The sequence below is a fragment of the Virgibacillus ainsalahensis genome (assembly GCF_055380755.1).
The window spans coordinates 1126267-1148175 of the sequence record NZ_AP043943.1; the positions used below are offsets into that span (position 1 = coordinate 1126267).

At 38.7% G+C, this 21909-nt stretch carries 21 protein-coding genes, 1 other RNA gene and 1 pseudogene; 18 read left to right on the forward strand and 5 right to left on the reverse strand.

The window, feature by feature from the left end:
- Positions 1–656 precede the first annotated feature (656 nt).
- Complete coding sequence (locus ACZ427_RS05250) at positions 657–1244, forward strand: nitroreductase family protein (RefSeq protein WP_461178450.1); 588 nt, start codon at positions 657–659, stop codon at positions 1242–1244.
- Positions 1245–1392: 148 nt separating this feature from the next.
- Here ACZ427_RS05250 and ptsP read toward each other — a convergent pair whose 3' ends face one another.
- Complete coding sequence (ptsP, locus tag ACZ427_RS05255; protein WP_461178451.1) at positions 1393–3105, reverse strand: phosphoenolpyruvate--protein phosphotransferase; 1713 nt, start codon at positions 3103–3105, stop codon at positions 1393–1395.
- A gap of 89 nt (positions 3106–3194) precedes the next feature.
- On the reverse strand, positions 3195–4106 hold the full coding sequence (locus tag ACZ427_RS05260) for an alpha/beta hydrolase (protein ID WP_461178452.1): 912 nt from the start codon (positions 4104–4106) through the stop codon (positions 3195–3197).
- 231 nt (positions 4107–4337) lie between these two features.
- Here ACZ427_RS05260 and secG point away from each other — a divergent pair, with 231 nt between their 5' ends.
- The 6 genes from secG to ssrA all read left to right on the forward strand — a co-directional run bounded on the left by secG (position 4338) and on the right by ssrA (position 9939).
- A complete protein-coding gene (secG, locus tag ACZ427_RS05265; protein WP_461178453.1) occupies positions 4338–4568 on the forward strand; it encodes a preprotein translocase subunit SecG in 231 nt (76 codons plus the stop codon).
- Positions 4569–4833: 265 nt separating this feature from the next.
- Complete coding sequence (locus tag ACZ427_RS05270) at positions 4834–5580, forward strand: alpha/beta hydrolase (RefSeq protein ID WP_461178454.1); 747 nt, start codon at positions 4834–4836, stop codon at positions 5578–5580.
- 49 nt (positions 5581–5629) lie between these two features.
- Positions 5630–7816: a ribonuclease R gene (rnr, locus tag ACZ427_RS05275; RefSeq protein ID WP_461178455.1), complete on the forward strand. Its 2187-nt coding sequence runs from the start codon at positions 5630–5632 to the stop codon at positions 7814–7816.
- A gap of 297 nt (positions 7817–8113) precedes the next feature.
- Positions 8114–8917: a zinc transporter ZupT gene (gene zupT, locus ACZ427_RS05280; RefSeq protein ID WP_461178456.1), complete on the forward strand. Its 804-nt coding sequence runs from the start codon at positions 8114–8116 to the stop codon at positions 8915–8917.
- Positions 8918–8999: 82 nt separating this feature from the next.
- Complete coding sequence (smpB, locus tag ACZ427_RS05285; RefSeq protein ID WP_461178457.1) at positions 9000–9464, forward strand: SsrA-binding protein SmpB; 465 nt, start codon at positions 9000–9002, stop codon at positions 9462–9464.
- Between the two features lie 109 nt (positions 9465–9573).
- Positions 9574–9939, forward strand: a transfer-messenger RNA (tmRNA) gene (gene ssrA, locus ACZ427_RS05290).
- A 360-nt stretch (positions 9940–10299) separates the two neighbouring features.
- Here ssrA and ACZ427_RS05295 read toward each other — a convergent pair.
- A pseudogene (locus ACZ427_RS05295) lies at positions 10300–10670 on the reverse strand (hypothetical protein); the annotation flags it as partial.
- Between the two features lie 117 nt (positions 10671–10787).
- On the opposite strand from ACZ427_RS05295, the gene ACZ427_RS05300 reads away from it, so the two are divergent.
- Together ACZ427_RS05300 and ACZ427_RS05305 are read left to right on the forward strand one after the other, a co-directional pair.
- Complete coding sequence (locus ACZ427_RS05300; protein WP_461178458.1) at positions 10788–11039, forward strand: hypothetical protein; 252 nt, start codon at positions 10788–10790, stop codon at positions 11037–11039.
- Positions 11040–11155: 116 nt separating this feature from the next.
- Positions 11156–12316: a hypothetical protein gene (locus ACZ427_RS05305; protein WP_461178459.1), complete on the forward strand. Its 1161-nt coding sequence runs from the start codon at positions 11156–11158 to the stop codon at positions 12314–12316.
- Positions 12317–12395: 79 nt separating this feature from the next.
- Here the strand turns inward: ACZ427_RS05305 and trhA are convergent, their stop codons facing one another.
- Positions 12396–13037, reverse strand: coding sequence for a PAQR family membrane homeostasis protein TrhA (gene trhA / locus ACZ427_RS05310; RefSeq protein WP_461178460.1), 642 nt, complete (start codon positions 13035–13037; stop codon positions 12396–12398).
- Positions 13038–13173: 136 nt separating this feature from the next.
- On the opposite strand from trhA, the gene ACZ427_RS05315 reads away from it, so the two are divergent.
- The 9 genes from ACZ427_RS05315 (at position 13174) to ACZ427_RS05355 (ending at position 20666) form a co-directional block, all read left to right on the forward strand.
- Positions 13174–13749 (forward strand): DUF1836 domain-containing protein, encoded by a 576-nt coding sequence (locus ACZ427_RS05315; RefSeq protein WP_461178461.1) that lies wholly within the window; start codon positions 13174–13176, stop codon positions 13747–13749.
- Between the two features lie 70 nt (positions 13750–13819).
- A complete protein-coding gene (locus ACZ427_RS05320) occupies positions 13820–14875 on the forward strand; it encodes a M42 family metallopeptidase (protein WP_461178462.1) in 1056 nt (351 codons plus the stop codon).
- A 157-nt stretch (positions 14876–15032) separates the two neighbouring features.
- Positions 15033–16013, forward strand: a complete 981-nt coding sequence (locus ACZ427_RS05325) for an LLM class flavin-dependent oxidoreductase (RefSeq protein WP_461178463.1) — start codon at positions 15033–15035, stop codon at positions 16011–16013.
- 110 nt (positions 16014–16123) lie between these two features.
- Positions 16124–16729, forward strand: a complete 606-nt coding sequence (locus ACZ427_RS05330) for a DedA family protein (protein WP_461178464.1) — start codon at positions 16124–16126, stop codon at positions 16727–16729.
- Between the two features lie 355 nt (positions 16730–17084).
- On the forward strand, positions 17085–17438 hold the full coding sequence (locus ACZ427_RS05335) for a lmo0954 family membrane protein (protein WP_461178465.1): 354 nt from the start codon (positions 17085–17087) through the stop codon (positions 17436–17438).
- Between the two features lie 18 nt (positions 17439–17456).
- Positions 17457–18092, forward strand: coding sequence for a PspA/IM30 family protein (locus ACZ427_RS05340; RefSeq protein WP_461178466.1), 636 nt, complete (start codon positions 17457–17459; stop codon positions 18090–18092).
- Positions 18093–18269: 177 nt separating this feature from the next.
- Positions 18270–19001: a cell wall-active antibiotics response protein LiaF gene (gene liaF, locus ACZ427_RS05345; RefSeq protein ID WP_461178467.1), complete on the forward strand. Its 732-nt coding sequence runs from the start codon at positions 18270–18272 to the stop codon at positions 18999–19001.
- Positions 18998–20041 carry a sensor histidine kinase gene (locus ACZ427_RS05350; RefSeq protein WP_461178468.1) on the forward strand — a complete coding sequence of 348 codons (1044 nt, stop codon included), beginning with the start codon at positions 18998–19000 and terminating at the stop codon, positions 20039–20041. Before liaF ends, ACZ427_RS05350 begins: the two co-directional genes overlap by 4 nt.
- Positions 20034–20666 (forward strand): response regulator, encoded by a 633-nt coding sequence (locus ACZ427_RS05355; RefSeq protein WP_461178469.1) that lies wholly within the window; start codon positions 20034–20036, stop codon positions 20664–20666. The genes ACZ427_RS05350 and ACZ427_RS05355 overlap by 8 nt, the downstream gene beginning before the upstream one ends.
- A 174-nt stretch (positions 20667–20840) precedes the next feature.
- On the opposite strand, the gene ACZ427_RS05360 is transcribed toward ACZ427_RS05355, so the two are convergent.
- Positions 20841–21854 (reverse strand): aromatic acid exporter family protein, encoded by a 1014-nt coding sequence (locus ACZ427_RS05360; RefSeq protein WP_461178470.1) that lies wholly within the window; start codon positions 21852–21854, stop codon positions 20841–20843.
- Positions 21855–21909 lie beyond the last annotated feature (55 nt).

Here is a 21909-nt window from a genome sequence, read left to right on the forward strand (position 1 = left end):
CTGCTATGTCGATTTCCGCTACGGACCGTTGCTTTCCGCGGGCACGGCTTTAGCCTCCTCGCGGAAGATCACCGCTGCGGGGTCTTCAGCTCGTGCTGTTCCCGCTGGAGTCAACGGTCCTCCGCTCCAATCAACCATCTTAAAAGTGCATGACTATGTTTTTTATATAATTAAGCAATATAAGTGTTTAGATGAAGTTGCCATACACATATCAGCGAAGGAAATATACGGAGACTCCTGCGGGAACAGTGGCCAGAGTGAGACCCCGCAGAACGGAGTTCGAGGAGGCTCACGGGTCACCCGCGGAAAGCGTAGTGTATTTCCGCAGCGGTTAAAAAGCACCAACCATAATTTCAAGTTATGTCACATTTTATTTCAATTGCGACGTTAATGAGCAACAAAATTTTACCAAAAGAGCCAACCAGAAAAGGTATAATCTTGATTCATGGTGATTATACTGAATAATTTTCCCGTTCTAATACCAGTTGTTTTCATACAAAAGTGCAAAACTTTCTTATTGTATAAGTTTAGGCTAAGGCTTTAACGCCATAAAAACTTAGGCATTCAGCCAGGCTTCTACTGGTAAACTATTATTTTGGACCCGTGGCATTTTCATCAACAAGAAGTTTTCGACTTAAATAAAAACTATAGACGAGGTGAGTATCATCGATATATTAAAAACAATTAAAGAACGCAGGTCCATTCACCATTTTAAAAAACAGGAAGTGGAAGCAGAAATTTTAAAAGAAATTTTTACATATGGTTCTTATGCACCGAGTCATTATATGAAGGAGCCCTGGAATATTAAATTGTTTCAGGAAAAAGGAAAGCAGCCCTTCATTGATGCGATAATCCGAAGTTATCAACGGATTGGAATGATAAAAGATGATAATGCGCCAAAGACGCTAAAGATGATTGACTCCATGAAAGGTTTTTTACTGGAAATCCCCCACCACGCCGTCATCTATTTTAAAAATGAAGATGACCCGGTACGATATGAAGAAGAATATTCCGCCGTATGCGCGTTTATTCAAAACTCACAACTGGCAGCATGGGAATATGGAGTCGGTATGCTATGGACAATTACTCCCTATATCCATGACCCGGAATTTTCAAAGGATATTGGATTGGACAGGAATGAAGTGAAAATTGCTGCAGTGATGCAAATCGGTTATCCGAAAAAAGTTTCCCGGGATAAAGGAAGAACTCCGATCGAGGAGAAATTGGAAGTCATCGTAGAATAGAGGGAAGTGCATCCCAAATCGAGTAAAGTCTTCGCTAGACGAGCATTATCCTGTAACGGCCATATGCCCCGTCAAATCAATTCGACAATCTCTACTTATAAAAAGAGCGTTTGAACCTGATTAGGTCCAAGCGCTCTCATAATCTAATCTATTCCGTTTTTTCTTTGACAAATTCAACAACTTCTTCAGCAGTGCCCATCGCCAAAAGCTTCTTCTTATAGGAAACCATTTTCTCTTTGGAAAGCTCACGTAGTTGAGTTCGTGCTGGGAGAATGGATGTTGCGCTCATGCTGAATTCGTCCAATCCAAGTCCGAGAAGAATTGGAATTGCAATTGGATCGCCGGCCATTTCTCCACACATGCCGACCCATTTTCCTTCACTGTGCGCAGCTTCAATCACATTGTTTACTAAGTTTAATATTGCTGGGTGGTATGGCTGGTACAGGTAGGAAACCTGTTCATTCATTCGGTCAGCAGCCATTGTGTATTGAATTAAATCATTTGTTCCGATACTGAAAAAGTCAACTTCTTCCGCAAACTGTTTCGCAATGACAGCTGTTGAAGGAATCTCTACCATGATTCCAACTTCGATATCATTGGAAACTTTGACCCCTTCGCCGGTTAATGTTTCCTTTTCATCCAGTAAAATTGCTTTCGCCTGACGGAATTCTTCCAGTGTGGCAATCATTGGGAACATAATTTTTAAATTCCCATGTGCACTTGCTCGAAGTAATGCTCTTAGTTGCGGCCGGAAGACATTCTCATTTTCCAGGCAGAAACGAATAGCACGGAAGCCCAGGAATGGATTAAGCTCTTTTGGAAGATCCAGATAATCCAATTCTTTATCCCCGCCAATATCCAACGTTCTTACAACAACAGGCTTGTCACCCATCTGTTCAAGTACAGATTTATAGGCTTCATACTGCTCATCCTCTGTCGGTAATTCACTTTTACCCATGTATAAAAACTCAGTGCGGTATAGGCCGACACCTTCGCCCCCATTATTTAATACACCTTCCACATCATTTGGTGTTCCGATGTTTGCAGCAAGTTCCACCTGTTCTCCATCTTTAGAAAAAGTAGGTTCATCTTTTAATTTGGCCCACTCTTCTTTTTGCAGTTCGTATTTTTCCTGTTTCTTGCGGTATTCCGCTAACTCATCTTCAGATGGATTAATAAGTACGATTCCTTCGTTTCCATCAATAATAACCATATCATCCTCGGACACGGAAGAAGTAATCTCTTTGGTTCCAACTACTGCAGGAATCTCTAACGATCTTGCCATAATAGCGGAGTGGGAGGTACGCCCGCCGATATCTGTGGCAAAACCTTGCACAAACTGGCGATTCAATTGAGCAGTATCAGATGGAGTTAAGTCATTTGCGATGACGACAACCTCTTCGTCAATCAACGCAGGATCTGGAAAGCTTACGCCTAATAAATGTGCCATGACTCGTTTTGTTACATCATGAATATCAGCTGCACGTTCGCGCATGTATGCATTATCCATATTTTTGAACATTTCAATGAACATATTTGCTATTTCATCCAATGCTGCTTCTGCTGAGGCATTATCCGAATTGACTTTTTCCTTAATTGGATTGATCAGTTCCGGGTCACTTAAAACAAGCAGATGCGCAGAAAAGATTTCCGCATGTTCTTCACCAAGTTCTTTCAGTGTATGTGTTTTAATTTTTTCAAGTTCCTGTTTGGAAATTTCCAATGCTTTATCTAAACGTTCGATTTCTTTATTTGGGTTGTCCGTTTTTGTTTTTTCAAACGTTAAATCAGGTGTTGCAAGCTGATAGGCTTTAGCAATTGCAATACCTGGAGAAGCAGCTATTCCTTTAATTTTTGTCATGATTATTACCAACTTTCTTTAATATATCTACACATATAGTTTACCTTTTCACCCTAATAAACTCAAGTGATTCCACGCCAAGAGTAATATCACAAATAGTTGTCCATCCAATCGGTTATCGCCTTATAGACTTCTGTCTTATTTTTTTCATTTAACAACTCATGACGCCCTTCTGCAAAAAGCATTGTTGTTATTTTCTCAAGACCTGCTTTTTTATACAGGCAGGCAGTTTTCCATACCCCTTTCTCATAATCTCCCACAGGATCTCTATCCCCACTTATAATAAGCATTGGAAGGTTATTCCTGATTGCTTTATTATAATTTTTCTTCTGAATTGCCAGTAATCCAGACATCAAATCATAAAAAAATCTGCCCTTTGGAATAAAACCGGTAAGTGGATCTTTTGTATATGTTTCTACAGCACTTTCATCTGAACTGAGCCAATCAAAGGTTGATATCTTTTTCATTACTTTTTTATTATAGGAACCAAATGCAAGTGAATTCATCAGTTTCGATTCTTTTTTCGGTGGAAGCATTGCAGCAAGTTGTCTGCCTGTCAGCGAGGTGATGATAGGATAATATCCTGTTCCTGACAGGATAACTGCATGGATACTTTCACTATGGTACTGTATATAATACCTCGCTAAAAAAGATCCCATGCTGTGACCAAACAAAAAAATCGGCACATCTGAATGGTCCTTTTTTATCTCGTTTGTAATAAGATGTAAATCTTCAGCTGTTTTTACGAACCCATCATTTTCGGCTAAATAACCAAGCATCCCTTGCCTAACTCCAGTTTTCCCATGACCCCGGTGATCATTTCCATAGACAAAAATTTGCTGTCTTACGAGGTGTTTGGCAAATTCACTATAGCGGTTAATATGTTCTACCATGCCATGGGAAAGCTGTATAATGGCTTTTGGTTTTAGATTTGGTGTATACCATTTTTTTACATAAACCGCCGTCCCGTCTTCTGTCCTTATCCAAAATTCCTTTTCCATTGGTATCCCATCCATTCCTATAGATTGTCCTGTTTCTATCATAAAATGAATGAGAGGAAACGTCTATTTGAGCAGATATGAATGTATAAAAATTCAAATGCAATGCAGGTTGACTGCTGAGACCCGAGAAATAGCCAGCATTCATTCTAAAAATAAATCTTGCTTTGCAAATCATAATTATGCTAAAGTATTTAATAGGTATTTGTTCGTCTGGAGGGGGATTTGCAAACAATGGCCAATGTTGTAAATATATTATTAGTAATTGACGCGATTATTATGATTGTTCTTATTTTACTACAATCAGGGAAAAGTGCAGGCCTTTCCGGAGCGATTTCTGGTGGTGCTGAGCAATTATTTGGAAAACAGAAAGCGCGCGGAATCGATTATGTACTGCATCGTGGAACAATTGTAACAGGTGTGTTATTTTTCTTGTTGGCATTTGTAAGTGTATATGTGGTATAAAAAACGGACCTCTGTCACAATACGTGATAGAGGTTTTTTTCGGCAGTTAAGAAACTTGATTCAGGGTGTTATACTGAATAATTTTCCCCGTTCTAATAACAGTTGTTTTTATACAAAAGTATAAAACGTTCTTATTTATACATAAGTTCGGGCTAGGTTGCACGCGCTATAAGAAGAAAAGCCGAGGTTTCTAATGCAATAATGTGATACATTTATATAAAAAGGGTAAAGTAAAAATAGGATATATTTAAGGAGAGAAAGTTTAATGAAGGTAGTAAAACCAAAGCCATTTACGTTTGAAGCAGGTTCAAGAGCGGTATTATTATTACATGGATTTACGGGACATTCTGCAGATGTAAGAATGCTTGGCCGCTTTTTGGAAAAGAAAGGTTATACCAGCCATGCACCTATTTACAGAGGGCATGGGGAATCGCCAGAGGAATTGATAAAGTCTAATCCGGATCAATGGTGGGAGGATGTTGAGAAGGCATTCAATCACTTAAAAGATTTGGGGTATGAGGAAATTGTTGTTGCAGGTCTTTCACTTGGAGGAGTTCTCAGTTTAAAACTTGCTTATTCAACAAAAGTAAAAGCGGTTATTACAATGTGTTCTCCTATGTTTTTTGATAATGAAACACAATTAACACAGGGGTTTAAACGTTTTTCACAGGAGTACAAGCAGTTAGAAGGAAAAGAGGATCAAACCATTACACAGGAAGTTGACGCTTTAATGGAAAATTCAGATGATGTATTTAACCATTTGGAGAATTTTATAAACGAAGTAAAGAATGAAATTGATACGATTTATACACCAACACTCGTCGTTCAGGCCGAGAAAGACGAAATGATTAATAAAAAAAGCGCGACATACATTTATGAGAATGTTGAAGCTGATAAAAAAGATATCAAATGGTATGAAGAATCCGGCCATGTGATTACGATGGGCAAAGAGAAAGAACAGCTGCATGAGGATATTTATCAATTCCTTGAAACTCTCGATTGGAAAGAATGATTAGTATTAACAGAAAAAGGAAACAATTAAGAAGAAAGAAGGTGAGCAGATGAAACATGAAATACTAAAACATTTTAAGGAATCAGGAACAAAACCATTAGCTGTAGACGAATTGGAAGAAGTTCTGGAAATAGAAGATGCCGTGGATTTTAAGGAAATGGTCAAGGCATTGAATGAGCTGGAGGAAGCAGGTGAGCTTGTACGAACCCGGAAAAATCGTTTCGGTTTGCCGGAGAAGATGAATCTTGTCAGGGGAAGAGTACAAATGCATGCGAAAGGATTTGCCTTTCTAATCCCTGATGATGAAGATCAAACGGATGTATATATTCATAGTTCGGATCTTGCTTCAGCGATGAATAATGATAGAGTACTTGTGCGTCTAGAAAAAAATGGAGAAAATGGGAGTCGCCCGGAAGGTACAGTTATTCGGATTCTGGAACGGGCTGTACTTCAGATTGTCGGTACATTTGAAGATAACCGTGCCTTTGGCTTTGTGATCGCGGATGATAAGCGAATCCCAAACGATATTTTTATACCGAAAAACATGGTAAACGGCGCAGTTAGTGGACATAAAGTTATAGCGCATATTACTAAATATCCAGAAGGACGCAAAAGTGCTGAAGGCGAAATTATTCATATCCTTGGACATAAAAATGATCCGGGCATTGATATCATTTCGATTATCCATAAGCATGGAATTACCGTAGATTTCCCTGATGAAGTACTGGAACAAGCTGCGAATGCTCCGGAAACTATTTCGGAAGATGAAATCCACAACCGTCGTGATCTGCGTGATGAAGTGATTGTGACCATTGATGGTGCAGACGCAAAGGACCTTGATGATGCGGTAAGCGTGAAAAGATTAGATAATGGCAATTATAAGCTTGGCGTGTATATCGCGGATGTCAGCTATTATGTGGATAAAGATTCGCCGATGGATCAGGAAGCATATGAACGTGGAACAAGTGTTTATTTGGTAGACCGCGTGATTCCAATGATTCCACACAGGCTCTCCAATGGGATTTGTTCGTTAAATCCTCAGGTAGACCGCTTGACCTTGGGTTGTGAAATGGAAATAACTACAGCTGGTGAAGTTGTTAATCATGAAATTTTTCAAAGTGTGATTAAGACCTCTGAGCGAATGACATATACGGATGTTAACAAAATCCTTGTAGATAATGATCAGGAACTCCGTGAAAAATATAAACCGCTTGTCCCGATGTTTGAACAAATGGAAAAACTAGCTAAAATTTTAAATGATAAACGAATGGGTAGAGGCGCGATTGACTTTGATTTTAAAGAAGCACAGGTCCTCGTGGATGAGAAGGGCAAAGCGGAAGATGTTGTGCTGAGAGAGCGTTCTGTAGGGGAACGGTTGATTGAAGAGTTTATGCTTGCAGCAAATGAAACAATTGCTGAACATTTTCACTGGATGGATGTACCATTTATTCATCGTATTCACGAGGATCCGGACCAGGGAAAATTGGAGAGCTTTGTTGAGTTTCTTGCGGGAATCGGAGTTGCAGTGAAGGGAAAAGCAAATGAACTTCATCCACAGGCATTGCAAAAGGTCATTGATGAGGTACAGGGAAAGCCGGAAGAAATGATCGTATCAAAGCTGATGCTTCGTTCCATGAAACAGGCGAAATATGACCCACAAAGTATCGGCCACTTTGGTCTGGCAACAGAATTTTATACACATTTCACGTCACCAATACGCAGATACCCTGATTTGATTGTCCACCGATTGATTCGAACCTATTTGATCCATAAACAAATGGATAGTAAAACAATCAGGGAATGGAAGGACAAACTTCCAGAAATTGCCAGACACACCTCGGAGAGAGAACGGGCGGCAGTGGATGCAGAGCGGGAAACCGATGATTTGAAAAAAGCGGAATACATGCAGGATAAAATTGGTGAAGAATTCATGGGTATTATTAGTTCAGTGACCAACTTCGGTCTTTTTGTGGAATTGGAAAATACCGTAGAAGGGTTGATTCATGTCAGCTATCTAACTGATGACTATTATCATTATGATGAGAAAAGCCATGCCCTAATCGGTGAACGAACAGCTAATATGTACCGTATTGGAGATGAAGTGAAAATAAAAGTGGTCAGTGTGAACATCGATGAACGTGCTGTCGATTTTGAAATGGTAAATGCAGAGAAACCGAAACGGCAAAAGAAAAAAATCAAAGCAAATCAAAAAAAGAAGCGAAGATCAAAAAAGTGAATAAACGCAGAAAAAAAGCCGAAATTGGCTGATTTTAGAATGAAAATTATATACCTTCTTCACTACGGAGGAAAAGGATGAGCCGAATGAATAGAGGCTCATCTTTTTCATTAATATAAACTTTTTAGCAACAATTGAAATTCATGTGCATATAATCAAAATATAAAAGTTGCAATAGGGAAACATTATTGTTGACGTTGAATTAATTGTCTTTTACACTACAGATTAGAGTGATAACAATTATAATGAATGATAATATAAAAAGTTCACAGATAATGGAAAAAGGGGGGATTCCGAGTGAATGAGGTTTTACTGGCATTTTTATTTACCCTATTCGCCGGTCTTGCAACAGGGATAGGGAGTTTACTTGCTTTTTTTACGAAAACAACGAACACGAAGTTTTTGTCCTTTGCCCTAGGTTTATCCGCTGGGGTAATGATTTATGTATCGATGGTTGATATATTTTTTAAGGCAGAGGAATCGTTAATATCGGAGTTGGGTGAACAGGGGGGGAGTTGGCTGACAGTCATATCCTTTTTTGCAGGAATGCTGTTAATTGCGTTAATTGACCGGATGATCCCAAAACATTCAAACCCCCATGAACTTAAAAAGATTGAGGATATGAAAAAGCCCGGTGATGCAATAAATGATCCGGACCTGTTAAAAATGGGAGTTTTCACAGCTTTGGCGATTGGTATTCATAACTTCCCCGAAGGAATTGCGACATTTATGTCCACACTTCAGGATCCGACATTAGGCTTTGCAATCGCAGTAGCGGTTGCAATCCATAACATACCAGAAGGAATCGCAGTTTCTGTCCCTATTTATTATGCAACAAATGATAAAAAGAGAGCATTCAAATTATCCTTTCTTTCTGGCTTGGCAGAACCTGCGGGTGCAGTGCTGGCATTTTTAATACTCATGCCCTTTTTAAATGAGCTGATGTTTGGAATTATTTTTGCAATGGTCGCCGGGATTATGATATTTATCTCATTGGATGAGCTGCTGCCTGCTGCAAGGCGATATGATGAAGCGCATCTCTCAATTTATGGTGTGATTAGCGGAATGGCAATAATGGCCGTAAGTTTATTGCTTCTTTAACCTGACAATCTGTTTTCTCGATTGGCATAAAACCGAATGTTTGGTAGAATAGAGTTCCATGTAAGTAGTAGGAGGAACCATCATGCCAAAAGGAAATGGAAAAACACTTGCACAAAATAAAAAAGCATCCCATGATTATTTTATAGAGGATACCTATGAAGCCGGGATTGTTCTTCAAGGCACAGAAATCAAATCAATCCGGGCAGGTAGAGTAAATATTAAAGACTCCCATGCACGAATCGCAAAAGGCGAGGTGCAACTAATCAATTTGCACATTGCACAGTATGAGCAAGGCAACCAGTTCAATCACGACCCGACTCGTACGAGAAAGCTGCTTTTGCATCGTAAAGAGATTGATAAATTAATCGGCCTGACCCAACAGCAGGGGTATGCGCTTGTACCATTAAAAATTTATATCAAAAACGGATATGCTAAAGTTTTAATTGGACTTGGAAGAGGGAAAAAGAAATACGATAAGCGTGAAGATTTGAAACGTAAACAAATGAAACGGGATGTGGATCGGGCAATTAAGGAGCACATGAAATGATTTGTGAAATCCTTCCAGCGCTTGATTTCACTGAGATTTATGTTATAATTAAAAATGTAGTTGAAATTGAATAAATGCTCATGATTATCCTGAGCGTTTCTCCTTATATGGGGACGTTATGGATTCGACAGGGATAGATTGAGCTCAGGTTGCACGTCGAGGTTACGGCTCGTAAAACGTTACTCGCCTAAATATAACTGGCAAAGAAAACAATTCACCTGCTTTAGCAGCAGCGTAAGCACTGCTTAAGCGATCCTTCCTGCTATCGCCCGTGTGGCAGATTGAAGGGTCTCAAATGAAGCGGGCTATACTGTCATCCACCGTCTGAGGATGATGGTTGAAACCAATCAGACTAGCTGCTCGAAAGCCTGTTGGCAGGCTGCAGAGTTAGCGAATGATAATATACCAACTATGCGTGTAGAAGCCTGAGTGGCGATATCTCTGGACGTGGGTTCAACTCCCACCGTCTCCACCAATACATAATGTTGGTGGTTTTTTTGTGTCAAAAAAAGTCGATTCCGAATGATAGCTAAAAACGTGGTAGGGTGAGACCATATTTGAAACCAAGTACTTGGATAGTTTTTTCACTACTAATAGAAAATGGATAGCGTAACTCGATCTTTTTTTAAAACCTGGAAGTTAGGGGCAAAGAAATTCAATTCGAAACCTTTAACAATATATCGTGTGGGACGAGTAATCGCAGTCCCAGGTCTTTTCGGTGGGACGAGTAATCGCAGTCCCAGGTCTTTTTTAGAATACAGTCTTCTGGATAAATTAGCAGTTTTCATTATAAAGTGGTGGCGGCATACTCTTAGCCGCGATGTTGGTTTAACTGCTAAAGAAAAACGAAAACATATATCATTCCTTTCCATACAGACAAAATACTTTTTCCGATACTTAGCATCTTCTTCCATCTCAATTAGATCCCATACTTTTTGCTTGATATCTTCATCTTTTAATTCATCATATAACTTTTTCATACCTTGAATTATGTCAAATCGAATTAAGGTGTAATGTTTCTCATTCGCACCATTTTGAAAGCCGACTAGCCAAATGTTCTATCACCATTTCTTTTTGTTCTTTCCCGGATAATCCTACTCTCCAGATTGATTGTAAACTATGTCTTGCTGTAACGAATTTTTCATCCTTGGTTACTTCCCATAAAGCCTGAAAATCTTTAAGCATTCTCTTCTCAGGATCAGTGATTAATTTAGTCCATCTACAAAAGCGTAATTTTTTAAAAATTATGTTAAAATAAAAAATATTAATTAATGAATAGGTGGGAAACTATGAAAAAAATTAATTCTGCTTCTTTAGTCGGTCTTGGCGCAATTTGGAGCTGCCTATGGGAGCAAACTGCAGGGGTTGATGGGTGAAATCTTCAATGTAGTTGCCAATCCAGACAGGATAAAAAAATATCAAACAAACGGGGGGAATATAAATAATCAAATCCAACAGTTTAATTACATATCTAAAGAGACAAAAACAGAACCAGCAGACCTTGTTATTATTGCTGTAAAAAAAATTATTCATGTGATGGAAGAGATTAGAAGAAAAAATACTGCAAATGCCTGAAAGGGGAATAAATCTGTTTGCCAGCTAAAAAATAATTATCAAACACATCAAAACACTTGTTCCGAACAAAGGTTTTTGATACAATAGTTTCAAAATTAAAAAAGAGGTGTTCCACTATGCCAGTAATCAATTTCGAAAATGATGTACGGAAACTGACAAAGTTAGAATTAGGAACGGCTCTCAACCTTAGTGAAAAAGAAATCCACCAGACCAAAAAGACAGTGCTCGTGGAAAGTTTTAGGCTTAGATATAGTGATGAAGTATCACAAAAAAGAGTATACAAAATCTTTTCCTCTCATTTTTCAATCCCACCGGCAGAGGTTGAGGATCTTCTGAGTATATCTGCTGCAGAACGGAAAAGATGGACCAGCGAGGGGAAACTTGTGGTAGATCACTACGAATCTTTAACCAAATGGGGAAGACACCTGGAATATCCGATGTATGATGTATATGCACTTTCCAAACTATCAAAAGTGTCCATTGACATCTGGAGAGAAGAACATCATCTAGCGGTTCGGAAAAATCGGCAAAAGGCAGGAAAAAAATCTGTTGAGACAAAAAGAAGGAATACATCCATTCAACGTAATTTTTATGAAAACGAGTGGAAAAGTTCATTGAGGAAATGGTTTAAAGATAACCCCGAGCTGGGCGCAACGCTTCAACTGGCCTTCTGGACGATATGGGTTAGCAGGTGGGCGAAAGAGTTTCAAGCTAAAGCTTTACGTGCAAGAACAAAAGGTGCTGAATATAATTTAAAAAAAGCGCAGCTATACAAATTAAAAAACGAATCTCTGGAACTTCTTATGCTGTCACCATATACGGAGCTTTCTTTGTATAGACCAGCATTTCCACATAAAGTATTCAATTTATACTTTTGTCCAGATCATTATAATAGATGGTGCGATTTACGGGAAGTTGATTATATCGGGAAATGGGACTTCTTCGAAATGTATCAAAAGGACATAGAAGCATGTAGTGGGTGCAGATTTGATAAAATTAATGATTATTACACTTTATATCACCTCTCTGTAAACAGCAATGAACTGGGGTATTTTCATTTTTCGTTCCATACACCCTATCCTATTGGCAAGAAATTCTTCCCACCAAAGCATGAGCTGGAAAAAGTCATACATGGTGAGCAGGAAGGAATATTTCGGTTTGGCAGGGAATTAATGGAGATAGAAAAGATTATTTTTACAGAAAAAGAAGTGGTCAAGCGATTTGAAGAAGCTCGAAAAAAATATATGCTATATTTTTCATCAGTGAAGAAAGCATAAAACTTCCTTACAACACCAGATACAAGCATATAATAAAAAAGCATGGAACTCCCTTGAGAATCCATGCTTTTACTTATACTCATAGTACATACCAATACACACAGAAAAAATGAAACAGACTTCCAAACAAAATAAAAATATGGAAGATCTCATGAAATCCCATATGTTTGAAAGAAAGAAACTTTGGCTTCAACCAGTAGATAATTGCACCAATTGTGTAAAATAAGCCCCCAAGAATTAGATAAAACATTCCGCCACCACCTAAAATTGGTGCAAGGGCTGAGCTGAAGAATACGACGATCCAGCCCATTACAACATAGATAGCGGTGGACAACCATCTTGGCGCATGGAACCATACTAATTTAAAAATTACTCCAAGCAATGCAAGCGTGTTGATAACTGCAAACAAAGTCCACCCCATTGTGCTATTTAAACTGATTAGACATAATGGTGTATAGGTTCCTGCAATTAATACAAAAATCATCGAATGATCAATTTTTCTTAAAAACGCGATGACATTATCTTTTGCTATGACCATATGGTAGGTTGCAGATGCAGAATACAGCAGTATCATGCTTACTCCAAAAATAATCACTGCTACTGTGGCCAATGCGGATTCCGCTGAGGCCTTGATAATCATCATTAACAACCCAACAAAAGCCATAATGGCCCCAAACAAATGTGTGATGGCATTTACAGGCTCTCGAATATACATATTCAATATATCAACACCTTTACATGTGGTTTTGAAAACTATATAACAATCATATATGCATGGCATTATATAGTCAAGTTTTACTAATGGTAGATATTATCTTATAATAGAACCAAATTACTTACTTAAACGGGGTTTTATAATGGAAAGTGTTGAAAAGCTTATCAACAGCTTAAATTTAGATAATCAGCTATCACTGGAGGATATCCCTGATTTGGACCTATACATGGATCAGGTTATTCAACTTTTTGAAAATAAATTTGCCGCTTCGAAACGAAATGAAGACGAAAAGGTTTTAACCAAAACAATGATCAATAATTATGCAAAGGGCAGGCTGTTTTTTCCAATTGAAAATAAAAAGTATTCTAAGGATCATTTAGTTCTAATAAGCATGATCTATCAGATGAAGGGTGCATTATCCATCAATGATGTTAAAACAACGCTGGATCAATTAAACACAAAAATGACGGAGGATGAGTTTGATTTACAACAGCTCTATCAGGGTTATCTCCGGCTTTCTGAGGCAAATGTGGAGGTGTTCAAAGAAGACATTCAAAAGCATAAAAAGGAAGTAAAACAAGAGGTATCAAAATTGGGAGATAACGATGAAGCATACTTGGAAAAGTTATTATTAGTAGCGGTATTCACGAGTATGAGTAATTTATACCGTCGTGCAGCAGAAAAAATTGTCGATGAAATAGCAGATGATAGATCATGAATTTTTCAGTTGGTACACGTGATGATTCGTAGTAATATAGGAATTAAAGAAATAGAGAGGAGTCGATTTTTTGAGTACATATCCGAAAGTCAATGAAACGAAAGAACTTTTGAAACAATTGGTTTCTATCCCTAGCCCCTCAGGAAATACAGCCAAAGTAATCCGGCATGTTGAAGGCTTTTTGAAAGACTTGGATGTGGAAACAAGGCGCAATCGAAAAGGCGGGTTGATTGCAACACTGCCTGGTGACAATAAAAATCAGCATCGAATGTTAACGGCACATGTGGATACGCTAGGTGCAATGGTAAAAGAAATTAAAAGCAATGGCCGTCTTCGTATGGATCTTATCGGTGGATTTCGTTATAACGCTATTGAAGGGGAGTATTGTGAAATCCACACGTCCAGTGGCAAGGTATACACTGGCACAATCCTCATGCACCAAACCTCAGTACATGTATACAAAAATGCCGGTGAAGCAAAACGTAATCAGGAAAATATGGAAATTCGTATTGATGCAAAGGTTGAAAATGAGAAGGGAATTCGTGAGTTGGGAATCGAAGTGGGAGATTTTATTTCATTTGACCCCCGTGTCCAACTGACAGACAACGGTTTTATCAAATCCCGGCATTTGGATGATAAAGCAAGTGTTGCAGTCCTCTTACAGTTGATTGCAAGATTAAAAGAAGAAAATATTAAACTTCCTTATACGACACATTTTCTTATTTCCAATAATGAGGAGATCGGCTATGGGGGGAATTCAAATATCAGTCCGGAAACGGTGGAATATTTGGCTGTAGATATGGGAGCCATGGGTGATGGACAATCCACTGATGAATATACTGTATCAATCTGTGTAAAAGATGCTAGTGGTCCGTATCATTATGATCTGCGGAAGCAACTGGTAGAGTTAGCGGAAAAGAATAATATCGAATATAAACTGGATATTTATCCTTACTATGGATCGGACGCTTCAGCCGCTATAAGGGCTGGCCATGATATTATCCATGGTCTCATAGGGCCGGGGATTGATTCCTCCCATGCATATGAAAGAACTCATGAAACATCACTGGCTCATACGGAACAATTACTTTACCATTATATCCAATCTGAAATCATTTCGTATTAATTGAATGGGTTCCATCTATTGGAATCCTTTTTCATTTAGTAGGGAATTAATAGGAGAGCAGAAAAACTCATCGAACAAATTCAATAACCAGAAGAATATTGGCAGCAATGCTATACTACTAATTAATTATAATTCTTAATGAAAGAAGGTATAGACGATGAAACTCAGTATATTGGATCAGGTACCCATTTCTTCTGGAAAAACTGCACAGGGGGCACTGAATGCAACAGTGGAACTTGCTGTGCTTGCAGATGAATTAGGATATAACCGTTATTGGATAGCTGAGCACCATAACCTGCCAGGGCTGGCATGTCCGGCACCAGATATGATGATTGGACTCATTGGACAACAGACGCAACGCATTCGTATCGGAGCAGGTGCCGTGTTATTACCACATTATAAACCGTTTAACATTGTAGAAAGGTATAACCTGCTGGCGACCCTTTTTCCTGACAGAATCGATTTAGGGATTGGCCGTGCGCCTGGGGGATCCGCAGAAGTTACCATGGCCTTATCTGATAACTTTCTTCAGGAAGTCCGAAACATGCCGGAATCCCTGGATGAACTAATATCCTTTTTACAGCATGATTTTCCAAAAGAGCATCTGTATTCAAAGATTAAACCGGAACCTGTTCCGAAAAAATCACCAGAACCGTGGTTGCTCGGAACAAGTGAAAAAAGTGCCATCTTAGCTGCAGATAAAGGTATGCCGTATACATTCGGGCATTTTATGACAAGTAAAGATGGTCCAGCCATTGTGAAGAAGTACCATGATAACTTTCCAGGGAAAACGATCGTTGCGGTTGCAGTTATTTGCGCAGAAACAACCGAAGAAGCAGAAGAGCTTGCCTTAAGCAATCTCCTCTGGGGGATACAGCAGGAAAAATTAGAGGAATCAGGCGGTGTACCATCTATAGAGGAAGTGAAAACTTATGACTTTACGCAGGAAGACATGAAAAAGGCAGAAAAAACACGAGAAAAGATGATTATCGGCAACCCATCCGAGGTGAAACAGCAACTACTTGAATTGCAGGCGGAGTATGAAACAGATGAAGTAATGATTGTAACTATTACACATAGCTATGAAGCGCGACAGAAATCCTATGAGCTTATCGCAAATGAATTCGGGTTGATTTAGTAATTTTCTCCGCTAAATATTTATAGCTTTTCCTTAAAATGCTATAGAGCAACAATAAGCTTTTAGCGAATAGACAACAAAGAAAATAAAAATATAGATGGAGGTAATTCGTGCAAAATTGGGTTACAGATTTTATGGAGGAATTCGGCTATATGGGCATTTTTCTCATGATGGCAATAGAAAATGTATTTCCGCCTATCCCATCAGAGATTGTTCTTCCATTTGGAGGGTTTCTTACAACATATACAGAGTTATCTATTATAGGAGTTGTCATGACGGCTACTGCCGGGTCCTTTATTGGTGCAGTAATCTTGTACGGTATCGGTTTGCTGTTGGATGTTGAACGCCTGGAGAACATCGTAGACCGATGGGGGCATATCCTTCACGTGAAAAAAAGAGATATACATAGAGCGGATGCATGGTTTGATAAATATGGATACTGGACGGTTCTTTTCTGCCGTATGGTTCCGCTCGTTCGAAGTTTAATCTCGATTCCTGCCGGGATGTCGAATATGAGTTTTTGGCTTTTCCTCCTTTTTACGACAATTGGTACAGTGATATGGAATGTAATCCTTATAACTGCCGGCGTCCTCCTGGGTGAAGCATGGGAGGATCTCCTCGGGTTCATGGATGTGTATTCAACGATTATTTATGTATGTATTGCAATTGGTATGATATTGGTTGGTCTGTTATTTATAAAAAGAAAGCGGAAATAGAAGGGGGCGCTCCTTCTATTTTTTTGTTTTCAGTTACAAAATCCAACATGGCGGCACCATCTATAATGGAAACACAGCTCATTTAACCAGAAGACTGTTTTAATAACAGTTGCTTTCATACAAGAGTAAAAACTTTCTTACTTCATATGTTTTGGATAAGGCTTTTATCGCCATAAAAGTCTTCTAAGAATCAATTTCCCTTTACACACACGTTACGCCTAATAAAAACAGTTTCGCATAAGGAGTACATCACTATACGCCTCAGGACCTATCCGAAAATATGGCGCAGGCTCATTACTGCAATCTCATTTCCCCTATAAAATGAAAACAAGATAAAGAAAGGAGGCGGAAATGAATGAAAAAATTTATGTTGTTCGTTGGCGGGTTAATCGCGTTTTTTATATTACTGGCCAATCTTGGACCAATGGTTTTATTAGCACTTAGTGTCTGGTTACTGTATGTCGTTTTTAAAAAGTTTGTAAAGAGTGATTCGATAACAGGAAAAGTCGGCTGGGTAATTATTGGATTGATTGTGCTAAGTATAGCATTGTCCAATATTTATGCGGTTCTGGGGATTGCAGCAGCCTACGCGCTGTATTTAATTTATAACAGCTGGAAAAAGGATGGGAATGATCCGGTTGTACATGTGGAAGAAGATGACGACCCGTTTGTGAATTTTGAGAGACAATGGGCGGAAATAAATAACTAATCAAAAGGAGAATTGAAAATGACAAGTACAAATATCTTTACACGTATAGTCGATTCCATTTCGGGTGATCTTCATAACATAATGGATAAGAAGGAACAGAAAAACCCAATTGCTTCATTAAATCAATATCTGCGCCAAAGCGAACAGGAAAAAGAGAAGGTGCGGAAGCTTGTGGATCGTCAATATAAGCTGAAGGATGAATTTACAAGAGAATACCATAAGGCACAAGACCTGGCAGATAAACGGTTAAAACAGGCAAACATTGCAGATAAAGCAGGAGAAACAGGGATGCATGAATTTGCTTTGAAAGAGTATGAGGAATACCAGGCACGAGCAAATCGCATGAAGGAAAACCGGGAAGAGGCTGTCGAACAGCTGGAAACATTAGAACAAAAATATGAGGATATGAAACACCGGCTTAAAGACATGCATCTGCGGCGTATGGAGCTGATGGGTCGCGAAAATGTCGCACATGCGAATCATCAAATAAATAAAGTAGTCGAAGAAACAGCGGAAAGACCGTTTTCCCGCTTTGAGGAAATGGAACAATATATTGAAGGACTGGAATATAAAGTGAACAGTGCGTATTACCGCAGCACATTTGACAATAAGATTGCTAAACTGGAAAAAGAAATGAATGAAAAAGCAAATTAAATGGAATGATTCAATTTCAAGAAAAAAATGATATACTGAATAAGGCGCAGTACTGTGCCTTATTCAGTTTTACATAAAGGCTGTTTTCTAAAAGTTTGTTGCTTTATTTTTAATCTCGTGGTTCATCTGTAAAACAACAATCTTTACGATAAGAGGCCAAAAGAGGGAGGGACACGCATGTTCAAACGACTGACAACTGATACATTTAACTGGATTTTGATCATTGGCGTGATTCTCTTCATTTTTGAGATTGCTTTTTTTTATGGCGGAACGATTATACCTGCAGTACTTTCTGGATTATTTACGTACGTTGGCTGGAACAATTTTAATAAATTATGGGGGAAGATTTTGTTCTGGATTTCCTTAATCAGCTTGGTATTCGCAGTGTTGAATTTATTGGCAGTCCGGTTTTTGATTATTGCAATAATTGTTTTATTTATTCTTAATTATTCCAAATCGAAGAAAGAAGAAGAATATATTAGCCCAGTGCTTCCCATGGAGGAAGAGGTCATTGAAGACCCTGTTACTAAAGTAAAACCATTATTCAATCACAGAATATTTGGCGACCAAAAGACAGAAGATACTGCGTACCAGTGGCGGGATGTGAACATCCATGGAGCGTTTGGTGACCGTGTTATTGATTTGAGCAATACGGTTCTGCCAAATGACACGACAGTCATTTCCATCCGGCACCTTATTGGAAATATTGAAATTTATGTTCCATACGAAGTCGAGGTCAGTATTCATCACAGTTCGATCTTCGGGCGGGCACATATTTTTGGGAAACACCATTGGAAACTGATGAATCAGTCTCTATTATATCAAACAGAAAATTACGGAAACACCTATCCGCGTGTGAAAATAATTACCTCCTTATTCTCTGGTGACATTGAGGTGAAGCGTATATGAGTACGATTATCCGGCATATATTCACCTCGATTCTTATATGTCTGTTTCTTACATTTATATTAGTGGGTCTTACCTTATTGGCTTTCCAGCCAGATGATTGGTCAAGTATTTGGCAGCAGCAAATAGGGAATGTATCTTTCATTTTGCTTATCATCGGGATACCAGTCACTGCAGGAGCAATCATTGGCATTTCCACTGGATGGTATTGGAAAGAGCGATTGCATCAGATTGACCGAAAGCTGGATCAAATGATCAAAGGGCAGAAAATTACAGGGGACGAGGAATCTTACAAAGAGCTGCATAGCATCGAGAAACACATGAGAGAATTACAGGAAAAAATTCAAAATCAGGCAGAGTATTCCCAGCGCTTAGCGACAGTTAGGGCAAATGAACGGGAGAAAAGCTTGCAGGAAATTGTTGTCCAGGAAAGAAACCGACTTGCTCGTGAGCTTCATGATTCAGTAAGTCAGCAGCTTTTTGCGGCTTCCATGATGATGTCGGCAATTAATGAATCGAATCCCCCTGAAAATAAAGAAATGAAAAAACAATTACAAATGGTAGAAAAAATGATCCACCAATCCCAGCTTGAAATGCGAGCATTATTGCTCCATTTAAGGCCTGTTGCCCTGAAAGGTAAATCACTAAAAGAAGGTGTCGAAGAACTTTTAATTGAATTGACTCAAAAAGTACCGATGGAGATTGGTTGGAAGGTAGAGGATTTTACGGTTGATAAAGGTGTGGAAGATCAGTTATTCCGGATCCTTCAGGAAGCTGTATCAAATACACTTAGACATGCAAAAGCATCCAACTTTCATGTGATGTTAATCGAAAGGGATGAAACAGTCATTTTACGAACGGTTGATAATGGCGTGGGTTTTGATATGGAAACAGTGAAAACAAGTTCATATGGCTTGCAAAATATGCAGGAGCGCGCCTATGAAGTTGGCGGAACCTTTAAGGTTATTAGTTTACCAAATGAAGGTACACGCCTGGAAGTTAAGGTTCCATTCTTGCGAAAAGAGGGTGAAGAAGTTGATTGATGTTTTATTTGCCGATGATCATGAAATGGTTCGAATCGGGGTTTCTTCTTATTTGTCAGCACAGCCTGATATCGAGGTTGTTGCTGAAGCAGATGATGGAGGACCTGCCGTGAAATTGGCTTTGGAATTGAAGCCTGATATTATTTTGATGGATCTTGTGATGAAGGAAATGGACGGAATTGAAGCAACGAGACAAATTATAGAACAATGGCCACAAGCAAAAATCATTATTGTTACAAGCTTTCTTGATGATGAAAAGGTCTACCCAGCTCTTGAAGCCGGTGCAAAAAGCTATATGCTAAAGACATCAAAGGCCGAAGAAATAGCCAAAGCAATCCGTGCTACCTATGAAGGGCAGTCAATTCTGGAGCCTGAGGTTACAGGAAAAATTATGAACCGGATGCGAGAGCAGCCTGACGAAAATCTGCATGACCAATTGACAGATCGTGAAAGGCAAATCCTAATGCTGATAGCACAGGGGAAGACAAATCAGGAAATTGCTGATGAATTGTTTATCGCAATAAAAACAGTGAAGGTACATGTTAGTAATGTTTTAGGAAAACTGGAAGTACAGGATCGAACACAAGCAGTCATTTATGCGTTTAAGCATGATTTAATCAAATGAGGCTTAATGGACACTAACTATAGAGCAACATTAACCCCCCACTCTCCTCTCAACTACGGGGCTGTCTCATTAGAAAACTTGGCATTCGCCAATCCCTCACTTATCAGTAAGAAAGTTTTATACTTTCTTAACTGCGAACAAAGGGCAGGACTTCTTTGGGACAGCCTTTTAATTTTATTCTTCATAATATTTCGTAACAAGCTTGTAAATCGAAAGTAATTCATACAGAATAATCAGCTCTGGTGGAAAACTTGTTGGGTACCTTTCACTATTTTTTGTAATTCCTTCATTATCCTCCCAAAATATTTCTGTTATCTGTTTCAATTCATATCGGTGTTTATCTGGTCTATAATATGATGCATTTTGCATGCCCTTCGCTAATTCAGTAACGGCATGCAAAATAATTGTTCGTTCCTCTTTTGTCCAGGAATTCATTTTCAAATCTGTATTGATTAGGTTGTCCACATGGTAGTGAATGGAGCGGAGTTGCACTAATTGATTTTGTGCATGATTAAATTGGTGTTTTTCACTTCCGACAAGTGGATGATACTTTGACTCATCTTTTTGAAAACGAATTAGCAATTCGGTTTGATGTATTTTTTTATCCAACTGTTTCGACATACTTTTTTCCACCGTATCCTGATCATGCTTATCTTCCAAAATATCACGGAAGACCTTTTCGACGATTGTACCTGTACGTTTACTCATACTTTGAATGTTTTTAACGATGTCCTCTGTGTAATCAGGAGGCAGTACAAACATATTAACGACCGTTGACACTAATAAACCTACTGTTGTAGTACCAAGCCGAATAAAAAATGAAATCAAATAATTGCTATGAATAACCTCAACCATAGCAACTGCCGTCAAAGTTGCCACAAGCAAACCAGCATGTAATTTCAATCGAAAGCAAGTAGCGATTGTAAAGACTGCTGCGAGTGTGTAGGTGATCGGAGAATTACCGAATAATGAAATAAATAAGACCGCGTATGCGGAACCAATTGCTGAGGCAGGAAACCGGATAATTCCTTTTTTAATCGAATCAGATACAGTTGGTTCAATTGTTACAATAGCTGTTATAACTGCAAAAACCGGTGGCCAGTTTAATAACTGACAAATCCAGGCCGTAAGAAAAATGGCAACTCCTGTTTTTACAACACGGCTTCCTATAAATTGAAATCGCTTCAAGTCAATAACCACCTTAAAATATGTATACATAAAATATATCATAACATTTTTAACT

Bases quoted from the DNA above. Each gene is read 5' to 3' on its own strand.
- ptsP (WP_461178451.1), bottom strand. From the start codon at position 3,105: ATGACAAAAATTAAAGGAATAGCTGCTTCTCCAGGTATTGCAATTGCT.
- ACZ427_RS05260 (WP_461178452.1), bottom strand. From the start codon at position 4,106: ATGGAAAAGGAATTTTGGATAAGGACAGAAGACGGGACGGCGGTTTAT.
- secG (WP_461178453.1), top strand. From the start codon at position 4,338: ATGGCCAATGTTGTAAATATATTATTAGTAATTGACGCGATTATTATG.
- ACZ427_RS05270 (WP_461178454.1), top strand. From the start codon at position 4,834: ATGAAGGTAGTAAAACCAAAGCCATTTACGTTTGAAGCAGGTTCAAGA.
- rnr (WP_461178455.1), top strand. From the start codon at position 5,630: ATGAAACATGAAATACTAAAACATTTTAAGGAATCAGGAACAAAACCA.
- smpB (WP_461178457.1), top strand. From the start codon at position 9,000: ATGCCAAAAGGAAATGGAAAAACACTTGCACAAAATAAAAAAGCATCC.
- ACZ427_RS05305 (WP_461178459.1), top strand. From the start codon at position 11,156: ATGCCAGTAATCAATTTCGAAAATGATGTACGGAAACTGACAAAGTTA.
- ACZ427_RS05315 (WP_461178461.1), top strand. From the start codon at position 13,174: ATGGAAAGTGTTGAAAAGCTTATCAACAGCTTAAATTTAGATAATCAG.
- ACZ427_RS05325 (WP_461178463.1), top strand. From the start codon at position 15,033: ATGAAACTCAGTATATTGGATCAGGTACCCATTTCTTCTGGAAAAACT.
- ACZ427_RS05335 (WP_461178465.1), top strand. From the start codon at position 17,085: ATGAAAAAATTTATGTTGTTCGTTGGCGGGTTAATCGCGTTTTTTATA.
- ACZ427_RS05340 (WP_461178466.1), top strand. From the start codon at position 17,457: ATGACAAGTACAAATATCTTTACACGTATAGTCGATTCCATTTCGGGT.
- liaF (WP_461178467.1), top strand. From the start codon at position 18,270: ATGTTCAAACGACTGACAACTGATACATTTAACTGGATTTTGATCATT.
- ACZ427_RS05350 (WP_461178468.1), top strand. From the start codon at position 18,998: ATGAGTACGATTATCCGGCATATATTCACCTCGATTCTTATATGTCTG.